A 16,108-nucleotide genomic window follows, 5' to 3' on the forward strand; every position below is an offset into this window, starting at 1 on the left:
TTTTTTGTATCGAAGGGGGAGGTCAGATGATCTATACAGCTGCTGAAATCAAGCAGATTGATCGCACAGCGATTCAAAATGGGATGCCCGAAGAGGTGTTGATGGAGCGAGCGGCCTCGGCGATTGTGCCTCACATTCGAATTGAATCGCAGGCTACCATTTTGGTGATTTGTGGGACGGGCAACAACGGTGGGGACGGTTGGGTCGTCGCTCGAGAACTTGCTATGAGAGGGCATGAGGTCATCGTATGGTCACCGTTAGGGAAAAGTAAGTCTGAGGCGGCTGCAATACACGCTTCCTACGCCTCCGCATTTGTTCACCTTGTGGAGCGGCCGATTGAAACAGATGTCATCATTGATGCCCTGTTCGGTGTCGGATTGTCCGGTCCCGTGACTGGTCACGCGCGGGAAGTGATTGAATGGGTGAATCATCAATCGACGCCGGTCATCTCGATTGACGTACCGTCAGGCATACCGAGTGATCACACTCGTGACTTTGATGACATGGCGATTCGGGCGACATATACGTATTCGTTACACGGTTTCAAGCGTTCGACATTCTTAAATCGGACGGCTCCGTTCTATGGCAAAGTGGAACGGGTTGATATCGGACTCCCGCATACATCCGATTGGAAGGTGTTGACCGAAACTGATTTCGATCGATCTCTTTTGGGGCGTGATCAATTCAGCCATAAGACGACATATGGACATGGGATGCTCATCGGAGGGAGTCGTCATTTTCTCGGTGCACCATTCTTGGGTGGTCGTGCTGCAACTCGTTCTGGCATTGGCTTATTGCGTCTATCCATTCCACGCGAAGCGAGCCCGCTCATCTCAACATTACCTGAAGCGATGTATCAGCAACACACCGATGTGGTGGAACAATCGTACGATGCACTGGCCATCGGTCCCGGAATGGTCGAAGGGGAGGCCTTGAATCTCATCTGGCAATACGCGAAACAGCAGCCCTGTCCTGTCATTTTGGATGCTGGGGCATTGTCGACGAAACGACTGGAAACTCGGGGGCCGCTCACGCTTACACCGCATCCAGGTGAATTTTCAAGATTGACCGGTAAATCGGTCGAAGAGATTGAGGCAGACCGCTTCTCCATCGCTTGTGAGTTCGCGAAACGACACCGGGTCCATTTGATTTTGAAAGGCACGTATACGCTCATCGTCACACCTGACGGAACAGGTGCCGTCAATACTGTTGAAGCGTCGGCGTTAGCGAAAGGTGGAAGTGGGGACGTGTTGACTGGCATCCTTCTGGCGCTATGGGCTAGAAAAGAAAAACCTTCGTCACCGAACGAGCAAGCGGTGCTATGGCATGCGCTCGCTGCCAAGTCGATTAGCCAGACGATACACCCCGCAAGTGTACTCGCAAGCGATTTAATCGAAGAGCTCGGACGAATGTAAAAGGCAAGCCCGATTGCGTCGGGCTTGCCTTTTAACGTTGCTGTAGAACGATTTGTTTCTCCAATTGCGCGACATGGTAATGCGCCTCACGCCATGTCGAAATGCGAGTTACGCCCTCTGGTAACGTCTTACGATTATAGGGTGCGTCGAATAGGAGTACGGGAATTGACGTTTCTTCATGAATCGAGATGGCATTCTCATACCGGTCTTCCATAAACAGTTCGAGTGACAAGTCTTTGACGACATTGATTTTATCGTGAGAACCGGTCATGACCAACGAATCGAGTGGCAAGCGATGCTGTTTGATCCATTCTTCCGTAACCGGTCGAACCGCCTCACTTCGGGCCGTGACGTAGTGCAGGTGATGCTGCTGCTTTAATTCCCATAACACATCCAACACATCAGAGTGCGGAAGAGAACGACGGTAAATCGCTTCTTCATGCCCCTCTTCAATCATAAACTTCCAAAATTCATGTTGTTCCATCGTCGTATACGTGTGTAACTCGTACTCGGTCGCACGATGATAGTCAATTGAATAGCCGAGTGATTCATTCATATATAGAAAACAACTTTTAGGATCTGTAACGGTTCCATCCAAATCAATGCCGATTCGCATCTCATCACTCCTCCTCACATGCCCTCTATTCTATCAAAAACCCGTACGGTTGCAACCGTACGGGCATGAGATTCATTAATTTGATTGGTTTGCGAGCTCTTGTTCTTCGCGCTCACGTTCCGCCATTTTTTCAGCGGCGATCGCATCGATTTCTTTTTTCAATTCTTCGACCATCGTCGCCTCAGGCACTTTGCGGATAATCTTTCCGTGACGGAAGAGAAGTCCTTCGTTACGTGCGCCTGCGATTCCGATGTCTGCTTCACGAGCCTCACCTGGTCCGTTTACCGCACATCCGAGAACAGCGACTTTAATGTTGACGTTGATGTTTTGGATGTATTCTTCTACCTCTTTTGCAATCGAAATCAAATCAATTTCAATTCGTCCACATGTCGGACAAGAGATCAAAGTCGCGGCATTTGCCGCAAGTCCGAATGACTTGAGCACTTCTTTCGCAACTTTTACTTCTTCCACCGGGTCATCTGAAAGTGAAACTCGAACCGTTGAACCGATTCCAAGAGACAGAATCGCACCGAGTCCAGCAGCCGATTTGAGTGAACCGGAGAAGAGTGGACCTGACTCTGTGATTCCGACGTGAAGTGGGTAATCGAACGTCTTCGCAGCGAGTGTGTATGCTTCAAGAGCAAGGTTTACGTCTGAAGCTTTGAGCGAGATGATCGTGTTATAGAAGCCGAGATCCTCGAGAATCTTCACGTGGTGCATCGCGCTCTCGACCATACCTTGCGCGGTCGGATATCCATACTTTTCAAGGAATTGTTTTTCTAATGAACCGGCATTGACCCCGATTCGAATTGGAATCCCTTTTGCTTTCGCCGCGTTGACGACGGCCTCTACTTTCTCACGGCGGCCGATGTTACCCGGGTTGATCCGGATTTTATCGACGCCACTTTCGATGGCTTTTAAAGCAAGCTTGTAGTCGAAATGAATGTCGACGACGAGCGGGATGTTGATGCGGCTCTTAATTTCTGCAAGTGCGTCAGCTGCACGTTCGTCTGGACAAGCCACGCGAACGACTTGGCAACCAGCTTCCTCAAGACGTTTGATCTCGGCGACTGTCGCCTCGACGTCATGCGTTTTCGTAGTGGTCATAGATTGAATAATGACTTCGTTCGATCCTCCGATAATCAAGTTACCGACGCGGACCGGACGTGTTAATGAACGATGCAAAATTTCTGACATATACGTAATCTCCTTCTTTTGGAAAGAATCCAATCGATTTAAGATGATAGGGTTTCTTCATTATCATAACGAAAAGAATGTGAAAAAGCATCTAGGATGCGTGACGGATGTGTGCTCTTTACAAACTCTAACGCTATCTTAACATCTACTTCATAATTTTCCACCGTCTCAAGACCGATATATAGGCGAGATTAGAAAAAGAGGTGGCATCTGTGAAGTGGAACTTTAAACAAAATCCAGTCAAGTGGAAGAGACCGTTGCACGAGGCACGTCAGTATCCTAAATTGGCCAACCGACTCCAGTGGACGCTCATGCCAATTGTCTTACTCGTCTTCGCGCTCACATTCGGGTGGTTCGCAATCAAATCTGAGCAACTCTTGGCATCAGAAATCGAGCAACGGCTCATGCGAGAAGTCACTGTCATGCGAGAATCGATTAAAACGTCATATAGTGCCTACGTTGCGAATGAGAAACAGTTGGCACGCTCGCTGAAGTCAGCCTATATGCAACAGGCTTCAATCTTATCGGGGGATGAGTTTGATGCGGCACAATTTTTAGTGCGTGATCAAGCAATTGAACAGCTGACTGGGAAGGAAAGCATAGCGACAGAGAAATTGATCGGCAAGTTGTCGAACAGTTCTGAAGCGGAAGTGAAAGAAACTGAAACGTTATTAGTGGCTTCTGTCCCGATACCTGAACTAAAAGCGGATTACGTCCTTGTCGTTACGAAAGAATCAGTTTTGGGTCCGATGAGTTCGCTACGCCAACATATCGCCTTCATCGTATTGATTGCGATGGTTGGCGTGATGGTCCTCTTCACACGGTTGATTCACCGTGAAGTGAAACCACTCAGTGTGTTGGCTGATTCGTTACGAAGTGCCGTGGCATCACGCCGATTCGATGATGTCACACTTGGATCGAAGTCAAAAGAGATTCATATGTTAGAAACAGAGTTCAACGCGTTCATCACGCTTTGGAATCAATCGATGTCCATGATGGGAAAAACGGCAACGGCGTTCAATCAAAGCTTACCTGTCTTTAAACAAGAATTACGTAACAGTCACGAACAGGTGGAGCAGTTTCGGGAAGTGGCGGCTACGGTTGAATCGACGAGCTATTCATATCAATCGGTGACAAACGGCTCTACATCTAAAATGAAAGATGTGACGCGACAAATCGAAGCGCTTGAACAGCAAATCACGAGTGTGGACGAGCGAGGGAATCAATTGAAGTCTATTTTACATGAAGAACTTGAGACGTTCTCTTCTGTAAGAGACGTGAGTGATTACGTCGAGAAACAAGTGGAGTCGATTCAGAGACGACTTCTTGAGAGTGAGACGAATTCTTCGAAGGCAGATGTTGCGCTGAAAAGTATCTTATCCGTATCGGCGGCAACAAAGATGTTATCGTTAAACGCATCGATTGAAGCGGCACGAGCAGGAGAGCACGGCAAAGGATTTGCTGTCGTTGCCAGTGAAGTTGGGAATTTGGCGAAGATGACAAACGAATCGACGCTTTTAGCGGTCAGTGCCATCGAAGCATTAAACACAGAACGAACGGACCTGCTATCTGAAGTTAATGACTTCATTAAAGAAGTTCACCATTTAAAAGATGCCGTTAGTCGTGTCGAGTCAGGAATTGAAACCATCGATCGTGAGATAAAAGTACAGCTTGACGAATTTCAAGCGATTACGGTCCATACATCGAGTACGGGCCAGCAGCTGGTTCATTTAATGGAATCGAATGAACAATTGCGCGAAATCAGTTCATTGCTTGAACGAAAATTGATTGAATTGAATACAGGTGTCGATCGCTGGTCAGATGTTCAGCTTGCCCTTCAAGACGCGGGAACGAATCTTGGAGACCAAAGTGAAGCATTGAATCAGACGCTAAAGGAACTGTCACCAACATAAAACAACGTCGGGCTCAAGAGGCCCGACGTTGTTTTGGTTGTGGTACTTTTGTTAGCGGAAAACTGATATAGCCGAGACCGATTATAAAGCCGAGGGTCAGGAAATCGGGATTCAAATGATAGAAGATGACCAATAACAAGGTTGGGATGAGTGTCATCGCCACAGCATATGGCCAGGCTTGACGATAAGCCCATTTGTTCTTTGAATAGATTTTCGTAAACAGTTGGACATAGAATGCCATGAGTGCAACCCAAATCAAATAGAAGAAGAAGATGGCGAAGCCGTGCAAGAATAGCCACATCGGGATGAAAAAGTCAGGACGAATCACGAAAAAGTCTAGTATGGTAATGACGAGAGTTAAGATGAATGTGGCGCCCATGTAGGCATGGAGCGGAGCTAGACGAAGTCGAAGTGCGCGTTTCGATGGGACTAGGCTCGTTTGAAGAAAAGTCAAAATGGTAGAGAGCATACTAAAAACTCCAATCTGTTATATTACAGTAAGCCGATAATCTAAAATAATGGTACAGTGTTTTAATAAAACTTTTACATTAAACGTGTTTACATGATACTGCCGATGAAGGCATAATGAGTAGGGCATTAAAAACCAAGCAAATCCAACCAATTCTTAATTAAAAGGAGTACAAAAATCGTGGAATACAATTTGCAAGAAATGTTATTCATGTTTTTTGGAGGTCTAGGGATCTTCCTCTTCGGGATCAAATCGATGGGAGACGGACTCCAAAAGTCTGCAGGGAATAGCCTGCGCGACATCCTTGATAAGTATACAACGAATCCATTCCTCGGTGTACTCGCCGGGATTATTGTGACAGTATTGATTCAATCATCTTCAGGTACAACCGTCATTACGGTCGGACTTGTTAGCGCCGGGTTCATGACACTCCGTCAAGCAATCGGGGTCATCATGGGGGCGAACATCGGTACGACGGTGACGGCGTTCATCATCGGATTCGATGTTGGTGCATATGCGCTTCCAATCATTGCAATCGGTGCAGTATTGTTGTTCTTCTTTAAAAAAGAAAAATTACAACACCTCGGTCAAATCTTCTTTGGCTTCGGGATGTTGTTCTATGGACTTGAATTGATGGGAAGTGGGATGAAACCACTTCGTTCAAGCGAATATTTCATCGACTTGACGCAATCAATGAGTGACAATCCGTTCCTCGGTGTCATCGTTGGTACAGTATTTACCGTGATTGTTCAATCATCGTCTGCGACGATCGGAATCTTGCAAGAACTATATGCTGGTGGTTCCATCGATTTAGGTGCTGCTTTACCGGTATTGTTCGGTGATAACATCGGAACAACGATCACGGCGATTTTGGCATCGATTGGTGCATCAGTTGCCGCACGTCGTGCAGCAGCGGCACACGTCATCTTTAACTTGATTGGTACGACAATCTTTATGATCTTGTTAGTTCCGTTCACAAACTATATCTATTGGATCACAAATCTCTTAGCAATCGAAGATAAGATGCAAATTGCATTCGCACACGGTACGTTTAACGTCGTCAACACATTGATCCAGTTCTGGTTCATCGGAACGATTGCTTGGATTGTGACGAAATTGGTCCCAGGTGAAGACTCAATCGTTGATACGAAAGCACAACATTTAGATCCGATCTTCATTCAACAGTCGCCTTCGATTGCAGTCGAGCAAGCGAAATATGAAGTCATCCGTATGGGAGATTTCGCAAAACTTGGTCTTGATGAAGCACGCAACTATTTGACGACTGGCGACAAGAAGCACGCTGAAAAGTCGGCACATATCGAAGAAGCATTGAACTCGTTGAATGCGAAGATTACAGATTACCTCGTGAAGTTGGCTGCCGTTGATTTGACGGAACAAGAGTCACAGGAGCACAAAACGCTCATGCATGCCATCAACGATATCGAGCGAATCGGTGATCACGTTGAGAACATCATTGAGTTGATTGATTATAAGACAGCTACGAAAGTGACACTTTCGGCAGATGCACAAAAAGAATTGACTGAAATGTACGACCTCACACGTGCGACGTTAGAGAAATCTCTTCAGACGTTGGCTAGCGGCGACATGGTTGAAGCACGTAAAGTCATTGAAATGGAAGCGAAACTCGACATGCTCGAGCGTCAATTCCGTAAGAACCACGTCGTTCGTTTGAACACAGGTGCTTGTGATGGGCAAGCAGGTATGTTCTTTGTTGATATGCTCTCGAACTTGGAGCGAATCGGTGACCATGCCATGAACATCACGGAAATCACACTCGAAGATGCAAACGAAGTAACCGTATAAATCAGGAGCACTCCAAATGAAATTTGGGGTGCTTTTCTTATTTGGCAAGGAATACTCCTTGACACTCTAGGACATATTCAGTATATTATTACTGTATAACAACATGGCGGTGTAGCTCAGCTGGCTAGAGCGTACGGTTCATACCCGTGAGGTCGTGGGTTCGACTCCCTCCGCCGCTATTTATAAGGACCCTTAGCTCAGCTGGTTAGAGCAGACGGCTCATAACCGTCCGGTCGTAGGTTCAAGTCCTACAGGGTCCATTCGTAAGCGACGTCACATTGTGAACGTCGCTTTTTGTTTTCAATTTAAAATTGCTGGGTAAATACTCGTTAGCATTTTGTTTTTTGAAAAATATGAAATGAGGCGGACAAAATGGAACGAAACCACACCATGATGCAATTTTTTGAATGGCATGTCGAGGCAGATCAAAAGCATTGGAAGCGACTAAAGGAGAGAGCAGCCGACTTAAATAAAGCAGGAATCACTGCGCTATGGCTACCACCTGTCACAAAAGGGCAAAGTGATCAAGATACCGGTTATGGAATCTATGACTTATATGATTTGGGCGAGTTCGATCAAAAAGGGTCCATTGCCACAAAATATGGAACGAAAAAAGAACTACTTGAAGCAACGACCTATTGTCAACAAGAACTTGGGATGCAGATTTATATGGATGTCGTCATGAATCATAAAGCCGGGGCGGATGCGACCGAGAAGTTTGAAGTGTTAGAAGTCGATCCCGACGACCGTACGAAAGTCCTCTCGGATGAAGCGTTTGAAATCGAAGGGTGGACAAAATTTGATTATGAAGCTCGTGATGGGAAATATTCTTCATTTAAATGGGATTTCACACATTTTAACGGAACGGATTATGATGCGGCGACTGATCGTTCCGGTATTTTCTTTATCGTTGGAGAAAACAAAAGATGGAACGATAACGTCGACGATGAATTCGGTGTCTATGACTATTTAATGTTTGCGAACATCGACTACCACCATCCCGATGTGCGCGAAGAAGTGTTGAATTGGGGGAAATGGTTCATCGAAGAGACGAAATGTGATGGATTCCGTCTTGACGCCATTAAACACATCAACTATGACTTTGTAAAAGAGTTCAGTCAGACGATGCGGGAAGAGAAAGGTGACCAATTCTATTTTGTCGGCGAGTTTTGGAAATCTGACCTTGATGCCTGTCGTGAATTTCTCGATAACATCGATTACCATGTCGATTTATTCGATGTCCCACTCCATTACAAATTACATCAAGCCTCAGAGGAAGGGGCCGCGTTTGACATGCGAACCATTTTTGATGATACGCTCGTTCAGTCACACCCGCTTCATTCCGTGACGTTCGTAGATAATCACGATTCACAACCCGAGGAGGCGCTTGAGTCATGGGTGAAAGATTGGTTCAAGCAAATCGCCTATGGTCTCGTCTTACTTCGTAAAGATGGTTATCCATGTGTCTTCTATGGCGATTACTACGGTATAGACGGTCCTCACCCGACTGATGGGATGAAGCTCGCCATTGATACGCTTCTGTATGCACGCCGAGAGAAAGCGTACGGGGAGCAGGATGATTACTTTGATGATGCAAACGTCATCGGGTGGGTACGAAAAGGTGTGGAGGAAATCGAACGTTCCGGATGTGCCGTCCTCATTTCAACTTCTGATGAATCTCAAAAGAGAATGTTTGTCGGGGAAGAACGTGCCGGTGAAACATGGGTCGATTTAACGAATACATTGAATAATCGAATTGAGATTGATGAAGAAGGATTTGGGGTATTTAAAGTGTCGGCGGGGTCGATTTCAGTTTGGGCATTGCCAGAAGAAGATGTTGAATAAAGCATTACAATTGAGTCGACCGTCACATATCTGTTACATTTAAGACGAACGTTGTTCAAAACACTTTTAAGGGGGATTTTAGTAATGGCTAAATTTGAATTACCACAACTTGATTACGCATATGATGCACTCGAACCACACATTGATGCACGCACGATGGAAATCCACCACACGAAACACCACAACACTTACGTCACGAACGTAAACAATGCACTCGAAGGAAAAGATGTGGAGTACTCTTCACTCGAAGACTTGCTTCAAAAAATCGATTCGCTTCCTGCTGACATTCAAACAGCTGTCCGCAACAACGGTGGCGGTCATTGGAACCACTCGTTCTTCTGGAAGCTCTTGAAGAAAAATGAGAACGGTACTCCGTCTGGCGACCTCGCTGCTGCAATCGATGAGTCGTTCGGTAGCTTCGATGGGTTTAAAGACGAATTCACGAAAGCTGCAACAACTCGCTTCGGTTCAGGCTGGGCTTGGCTCGTTGTGAAAAATGGTAAACTCGAAGTCACGTCTACTCCAAACCAAGACTCACCAATCATGGAAGGTGTTACACCGATCCTCGGTCTTGATGTGTGGGAGCATGCTTACTACTTGAACTACCAAAACCGTCGTCCTGACTATATCAACGCATTCTTCCATGTCATCGATTGGGATTATGTGGCGACATTGTACGCTGACGCAAAATAAGTTTGTCTTACCCGAGGTTCTGATATGAATCTCGGGTTTTTTTATGGTTTTCATTAATTTGTAAACAAATTATGATATAGTGAAAATCGGACAAAACGACAGGGATTCCTGTCCTCTATAATATAGAAGGAAATGAACGTGGAGGGAGTTAACGGATTTGGCTAAAAATCGGGTAAAAGTGCCGAAAAAACGGCGAAACCACTTACCGTTACGCTTGAATTTACTATTTTTCATCGTCTTCATTCTATTCGCGACCCTCATTTTTAGGTTAGGTGTCGTCCAAATCGTGAATGGTGAATTGATTGCTCGGGAAGTACAGAAAACGGAGTCGAGTAAAATTAAATATGAAGTGCCGCGAGGGAAAATTTACGACCGGAACGGTCAAGTACTGGCGGATACGATTTCAAACTACTCAGTCATGTATCGTCGCTCTCAAGTGACAAAGACGGATGAACGGTTGGACGTTGCGAAAAAGTTGGCGGAAATCGTCGACATTCCGAAAGAAGACCGCAAAATGACGGAGCGAGACCGGAAGGATTACTGGATTGCAACGAATCCGGAATTGGCGCAAGAACGGACTCAAGCGCTATTGGAAGAATTATCGGAAGAGGAGCGGGCCGCATTGTCTAACCAAGACGTGGACCGACTCTTGCTTGACTCGATTACAGAAGAAGAGATCACGTTTGATGACGCGACAGAAGAAATCATCGCCATTAAACACAACATGGAGAGCGGCTATGCACTCGACCCACAGGTCATCAAAATCGGTGCAAGCCCGAAAGAGATGGCGGTCATCGAAGAGAACTTAGAGCAGTTGCCTGGGGTGAGTGTCGAACCGTACTATCAACGGGACTATCCGTATGATGAGACGTTCAAAAGTTTCCTGGGAAGTTATCGTCAAATTCCGGCGGAACAACGTGCGTCTTATCAAGCGAAAGGTTACGGGTTGAACGACCGGGTCGGTACCTCATACTTGGAACAACAGTATGAAGATGTCCTTCGTGGAACGCCGGCCTATGATGTGTTCACCACGTACAAAGGGGAACCGGTAGGTGAACCGACACGAGTGAGTGGGAATCCAGGGAAAGATATCGTCTTATCGACCGACATCGAGTTCCAAAAAGAAGTCGATGAGATCTTGAAAAAGGCGATTCGCGCAGGACGCTCTGGAAGTCCTCATTTCGACCGAGCGTTTGCGGTCGTCATGAATCCGCAAACGGGTGAATTGCTCGCTCTGTCTGGACAAGAACTCGATTTGGAAACGAACGAATTCAAGGATGTGTCGACCGGTACGGTGCTTCGTGCCAGCCAAATCGGATCAACCATCAAAGGGGCGACGGTCGCCTATGGATTTGAAGAAGGCGTCGTCAAACCGGGAGAATATATTTATGATGCACCGATTCGAATCGGTTCGTCAGTGAAAGCTTCCTACCGAAATATGGGGAACATCAACGACTTAGATGCACTTGCGATGTCATCGAACATCTATATGTTCCAAATTGCGTTGCGTCTGGCTGATTATTACTCGACAGGTCAAATTGTCGGAGAAAATGTCACGCAGGCGTTTGAAACGATGGAACACTACTATAAACAATTCGGTCTCGGAATTGAGACAGGGATTGACTTACCGTTCGAGTCGACCGGATTCCGGAGTATCCCGGACCGTGTCACACTTCTGATGGATATGTCGATTGGACAGTATATTTCTTATACTCCGATTCAATTGGCGCAATATACGTCAGCATTGGCGAACGGTGGCTATCGTGTCCAACCACACTTGCTAAAAGAAATCATTGAGCCAGGTTCGCTTGATGAGAACAACAAGCAAGTCGTGAGCACGTTCCAACCGAATGCGTTGAATAAAGTCGATATCCAGGATGAATATATCGAGCGGGTCCGTGAAGGGTATCGTCAAGGGGTTGAATCTTCTTCCGGTTCGTCTCGCATTTTACAGGAGACCGGTATGACGGCTGCAGGTAAAACCGGAACTGCCCAAGCGATTGCGGAGGGCGCAGACGGTCAGGCGAAACGAAATGCGAACGGAGAACCGATCAAGACATTGAACTCAAACCATGTCGGTTGGGCACCGTTCGATGACCCGGAAATCGCCTGGGCAATTATCATGCCTGGACTTGAGGCGGAAGGAATCAACACGCGGGTCGCACACGACATCATGAAAGCTTACTTTAATTTAGAAGATGTCAATGCAATGCTTCAGTAAAAGAAGTCACTTCGGTGACTTCTTTTTTTGTCTTTACAATTCTTTTACGTTCCGTTTATTTCTCGTTAATAGAAGTTCATTAGGATATTAATTGTAGGACAGAACAACAAATCCACAACAAAAATCAAAGCAAACTCAAGGAGGACGTCACAAATGTCTTGGATGAAAAAATCAGCTTTACTCGCTTCAATCACTTCAGTCGCACTCGTAGGTGCTGCTTGTGGGAACAATGAAGAAGGTGGCGCTGCTGAAGGCGGCGATGCGCTCTCAGGAAAAGTCGTCATGGACGGATCATCAACTGTATTCCCAATCATGGAAGCAGTCGCAGAAGAATATTCAGCTGAACAACCAGAAGTTGAAGTGACAGTCGGTGTCTCTGGTACGGGTGGTGGCTTCAAACGTTTCGTGATGGGAGAGACAGACTTCTCAAACGCATCACGTGAAATCAAAGAAGAAGAAGCAGCCGAAGCTGAGAAAAACGGTGTGGAATTCACGCAACTCTCAGTTGCACTTGATGGACTTTCGCTCGTTGTAAACCCAGCGAACGATTGGGCACAAGATATCACGATTGAAGAATTGAATAAGATGTGGACGGACACGAACATCAAGACGTGGAAAGACGTTCGCTCAGACTGGCCAGATGAGGAGATCTCATTCTTCGCACCAGGTAAAGACTCCGGAACTTACGATTTCTTCGACGAAAAAGTATTGAATGAAACAGATATTCGTCAAGATGCGCAATTGTCAGAGGATGACAACGTACTCGTCACAGGTGTAGCCGGAACAGAGGGAGCAATCGGATTCTTTGGATTCGCATATTACCTTGAGAACAAAGACACACTTCGTGCATTAAATGTTGAGGGCGTTGAGCCAACACATGACACGATTAACGATTTGTCTTATCCGCTCTCACGTGAGATTTACACGTACGTCAACAACGCTTCGTTGAAAGACAAAGAGCAGGTTGCGGACTTCGCACGCTTCATGAACGAAAATGCAGCCGATCTTTCTGAAGAAGTCGGTTACGTGAAAATGGAACAAGGCCGTTACGACGAAAACATGAAGATGATAGACGAAATCGCTGGAGAATAAGATGATAGGTGGCAGAAGGTGAGACACGGTCTCGCCTTCTCGCCATGCTTTCTAGTATGAAGAGGTAGGGAGCGATACACGAGATGAATGAACCGAACAACAAGCTTTCGATTCGAGAGATGATTCAACAAAATAAACAAAAGAAATATAGTACGACGAACGTGTTTGATAAAATCATGCCGTTCTTATTATTCTTGAGCGCATTCGTATCGGTCGTCACGACCATTGGTATTGCGTTCACACTAGGCTTTGAGCTATTCAAGTTCTTTGAACGAGTCCCTGTCGCAGAATTTTTAGGATCGACAGAATGGTACCCGCTTAGTGCAGATCAGCGCTTCGGGGTATGGGCCCTTGTGATGGGAACACTCCAAATTACTGTGATTGCGATGATTGTAGCCGTCCCACTCGGTTTGGCGTCTGCGATTTACTTAAGTGAATACGCCTCTGAACGGGCACGACGTGTGTTGAAACCAATTCTAGAAGTGTTGGCCGGTGTGCCGACGATTGTATTCGGTTTCTTCGCCTTGTCATTCATTACACCGATTTTGCAAGCACTCATCCCAGGACTTCAAATTTACAATGCACTCAGCCCAGGGATTGTCGTCGGGATTATGATTATTCCGATGATTGCCTCGATTTCTGAGGATGCAATGAGTGCTGTTCCGAAGAAAATTCGGGACGGTGCGCTCGGTTTAGGTGCGACACGTCTTGAAGTGGCGACGAAAGTTGTCATGCCTGCAGCGACGTCTGGGATTATTGCCTCTATCGTTCTCGGTATGAGCCGTGCGATTGGTGAGACGATGATTGTAACGATCGCTGGTGGTTCACAGCCAAACTTCGAGTTCAATCCGCTCAATGCAATTCAGACGATGACAGCATATATCGTTCAAATCGCAAAAGGTGATGCAGGTTACGGCACAATCGAATATTACAGTATCTATGCGGTCGGTGCGTTGTTGTTCGTCTTTACCTTATTGATGAACTTATTCGCAAACTGGGTGACGCGCCGCTTCAGAGAGGAGTACTAATATGGCTTTACCGAACAGTGAGTTCAAGAATACGAAGAACTTGATGAATCGTGAGACCGTGTCTCAACGAATTAAACGACGTTTACAATTGAATGAAATATTTAAGTACATCTTTTTGGCGGGACTCGTCTTTGCACTCGTTGTCTTATCGACATTGATTTATGACATCGTGTCCAAAGGGGCAGGGTGGGTCAATCTCGATTTCTTACGCAACTTCCCGTCGCGCCGTCCTGAACAGGCTGGATTATATCCTGCGTTGATTGGGTCGTTATGGCTCATGCTATTGATCGTACCGATGGTGTTTGTCATCGGTGTTGGAGCGGCAATTTACTTGGAAGAATACGCTCCGAAAAATCGCATGACTTCGTTTATTGAAGTCAACATTTCGAACTTGGCAGGCGTTCCGTCAATCGTATTCGGGTTGCTTGGATTGACGATTTTCGTTCGAGTCATGGAATTAGGGAACTCGATTCTGGCCGGTGCCTTGACGCTCGGTCTCATGAGTTTGCCGATTGTCATCGTGGCCTCACAGGAAGCGCTACGAGCAGTCAAAATGGAATTACGACACGCTTCGCTAGCGCTCGGGGCATCGAAGTGGCAGACGACATTTAACGTCGTGTTACCTTCGGCGTTGCCAGGGATCATTACGGGAATTATCCTAGCGGTTTCTCGTGCGATTGGTGAAACGGCTCCACTCATCATGGTCGGAGCGGCAACATTCATTTCAACGACACCGAGTAACATTTTCTCTGACTTCACGGCCCTCCCGATCCAGATTTATAACTGGACGAGTCGACCACAACCAGAGTTCCAAAACTTAGCAGCAGCAGGGATTATCGTACTCATGACGATGCTCATCGCGATGAACTCGGTTGCCATCTATATTCGAAACAAATATACAAATCGACACTAAGTCTTTTTTGCAGATGAATGAGGAGGAAGCTCGAGATGATGAAACAACAAGAGCTCAACAAAGGAGATCAAAACGTGAATACAACTACGACAGAACAGACAACGACTGAGATGAAAAAAGATAGCGCCTATGTCGTCAACAATTTGAACTTGTGGTATGGAGAAGACCAGGCTTTGATTGACGTCAACCTCGATATTAAAAAGAATGAAGTCACGGCAATCATTGGACCATCTGGGTGCGGTAAATCGACGTTCATTAAGACTCTAAACCGTATGGTCGAACTCGTTCCATCGGTTCGGACGAACGGTGAAATCTTGTATCATGGTCGTAACATCTTCGACCGTGGATATAAAGTAGAAGACTTGCGTACATCGGTCGGGATGGTATTCCAACAACCGAACCCGTTCCCAAAATCGGTCTATGACAACGTGGCATACGGACCGCGGACGCACGGAATCAAAAATAAGAAAGTACTCGATGAAATTGTCGAGCGTTCATTACGTGGTGCGGCAATCTGGGATGAAGTAAAAGATCGATTGAATGAGAATGCGTACGGACTTTCAGGTGGACAACAACAACGTCTCTGTATCGCGCGTACGTTAGCGATTGAACCGGATGTCATCTTAATGGACGAGCCGACGTCTGCCCTTGATCCGATTTCTACATTGAAAGTGGAAGAATTGGTACAAGAGTTGAAAGAACAATATTCAATCATCATCGTGACACATAACATGCAACAAGCTGCCCGTGTTTCGGATAAAACGGCATTCTTCTTAAATGGAGAAGTTGTCGAGTTCGATGTAACAGATAAGATTTTCTCGAATCCATCTGACAAACGGACGGAAGACTATATTTCTGGCCGTTTCGGTTAAGGAGGAGACT

General features: G+C 46.2%; 13 protein-coding genes and 2 tRNA genes. 12 read left to right on the forward strand and 3 right to left on the reverse strand.

Annotated features, from left to right (window positions below; all coding sequences use genetic code 11):
• Positions 1-26 precede the first annotated feature (26 nt).
• On the forward strand, positions 27-1,415 hold the full coding sequence (locus KNO70_RS04875; RefSeq protein ID WP_214730492.1) for an NAD(P)H-hydrate dehydratase: 1,389 nt from the start codon (positions 27-29) through the stop codon (positions 1,413-1,415).
• A 31-nt stretch (positions 1,416-1,446) separates the two neighbouring features.
• Here KNO70_RS04875 and KNO70_RS04880 read toward each other — a convergent pair whose 3' ends face one another.
• Positions 1,447-2,031: a hypothetical protein gene (locus KNO70_RS04880; protein ID WP_078147136.1), complete on the reverse strand. Its 585-nt coding sequence runs from the start codon at positions 2,029-2,031 to the stop codon at positions 1,447-1,449.
• Positions 2,032-2,106: 75 nt separating this feature from the next.
• A complete protein-coding gene (gene ispG / locus KNO70_RS04885) occupies positions 2,107-3,228 on the reverse strand; it encodes a flavodoxin-dependent (E)-4-hydroxy-3-methylbut-2-enyl-diphosphate synthase (protein ID WP_012726622.1) in 1,122 nt (373 codons plus the stop codon).
• 212 nt (positions 3,229-3,440) lie between these two features.
• Between ispG and KNO70_RS04890 the strand changes: the two genes are divergently transcribed.
• Entirely contained in the window at positions 3,441-5,141 is a 1,701-nt protein-coding gene (locus tag KNO70_RS04890) for a methyl-accepting chemotaxis protein (RefSeq protein WP_214757439.1), read from the forward strand.
• 13 nt (positions 5,142-5,154) lie between these two features.
• On the opposite strand, the gene KNO70_RS04895 is transcribed toward KNO70_RS04890, so the two are convergent.
• A complete protein-coding gene (locus KNO70_RS04895) occupies positions 5,155-5,610 on the reverse strand; it encodes a hypothetical protein (RefSeq protein WP_214811338.1) in 456 nt (151 codons plus the stop codon).
• Positions 5,611-5,790: 180 nt separating this feature from the next.
• On the opposite strand from KNO70_RS04895, the gene KNO70_RS04900 reads away from it, so the two are divergent.
• From KNO70_RS04900 to pstB, 10 genes are all read left to right on the forward strand, one after another.
• A complete protein-coding gene (locus KNO70_RS04900; protein ID WP_214811341.1) occupies positions 5,791-7,434 on the forward strand; it encodes a Na/Pi cotransporter family protein in 1,644 nt (547 codons plus the stop codon).
• A gap of 105 nt (positions 7,435-7,539) precedes the next feature.
• Positions 7,540-7,613, forward strand: a tRNA-Met gene (locus KNO70_RS04905).
• Positions 7,614-7,620: 7 nt separating this feature from the next.
• Positions 7,621-7,694 (forward strand) — tRNA-Ile (locus KNO70_RS04910).
• A 112-nt stretch (positions 7,695-7,806) separates the two neighbouring features.
• Complete coding sequence (locus tag KNO70_RS04915) at positions 7,807-9,279, forward strand: alpha-amylase (protein ID WP_214757435.1); 1,473 nt, start codon at positions 7,807-7,809, stop codon at positions 9,277-9,279.
• Between the two features lie 84 nt (positions 9,280-9,363).
• A complete protein-coding gene (locus KNO70_RS04920) occupies positions 9,364-9,972 on the forward strand; it encodes a superoxide dismutase (RefSeq protein WP_012726617.1) in 609 nt (202 codons plus the stop codon).
• A gap of 157 nt (positions 9,973-10,129) precedes the next feature.
• Positions 10,130-12,193 carry a peptidoglycan D,D-transpeptidase FtsI family protein gene (locus KNO70_RS04925; RefSeq protein ID WP_078147131.1) on the forward strand — a complete coding sequence of 688 codons (2,064 nt, stop codon included), beginning with the start codon at positions 10,130-10,132 and terminating at the stop codon, positions 12,191-12,193.
• A gap of 153 nt (positions 12,194-12,346) precedes the next feature.
• Positions 12,347-13,285, forward strand: a complete 939-nt coding sequence (locus KNO70_RS04930) for a PstS family phosphate ABC transporter substrate-binding protein (RefSeq protein ID WP_214686957.1) — start codon at positions 12,347-12,349, stop codon at positions 13,283-13,285.
• A gap of 83 nt (positions 13,286-13,368) precedes the next feature.
• Positions 13,369-14,313, forward strand: a complete 945-nt coding sequence (gene pstC, locus KNO70_RS04935) for a phosphate ABC transporter permease subunit PstC (RefSeq protein ID WP_012726614.1) — start codon at positions 13,369-13,371, stop codon at positions 14,311-14,313.
• Between the two features lies 1 nt (position 14,314).
• The gene (gene pstA / locus KNO70_RS04940) at positions 14,315-15,226 is read left to right on the forward strand and encodes a phosphate ABC transporter permease PstA (protein WP_214684021.1); all 912 of its coding nucleotides are present in this window, start codon (positions 14,315-14,317) and stop codon (positions 15,224-15,226) included.
• A gap of 110 nt (positions 15,227-15,336) precedes the next feature.
• The gene (gene pstB / locus KNO70_RS04945) at positions 15,337-16,098 is read left to right on the forward strand and encodes a phosphate ABC transporter ATP-binding protein PstB (protein ID WP_224862754.1); all 762 of its coding nucleotides are present in this window, start codon (positions 15,337-15,339) and stop codon (positions 16,096-16,098) included.
• Positions 16,099-16,108 lie beyond the last annotated feature (10 nt).

The organism is Exiguobacterium sp. s181, assembly GCF_018617125.1.
Taxonomy (GTDB): domain Bacteria; phylum Bacillota; class Bacilli; order Exiguobacteriales; family Exiguobacteriaceae; genus Exiguobacterium; species Exiguobacterium profundum.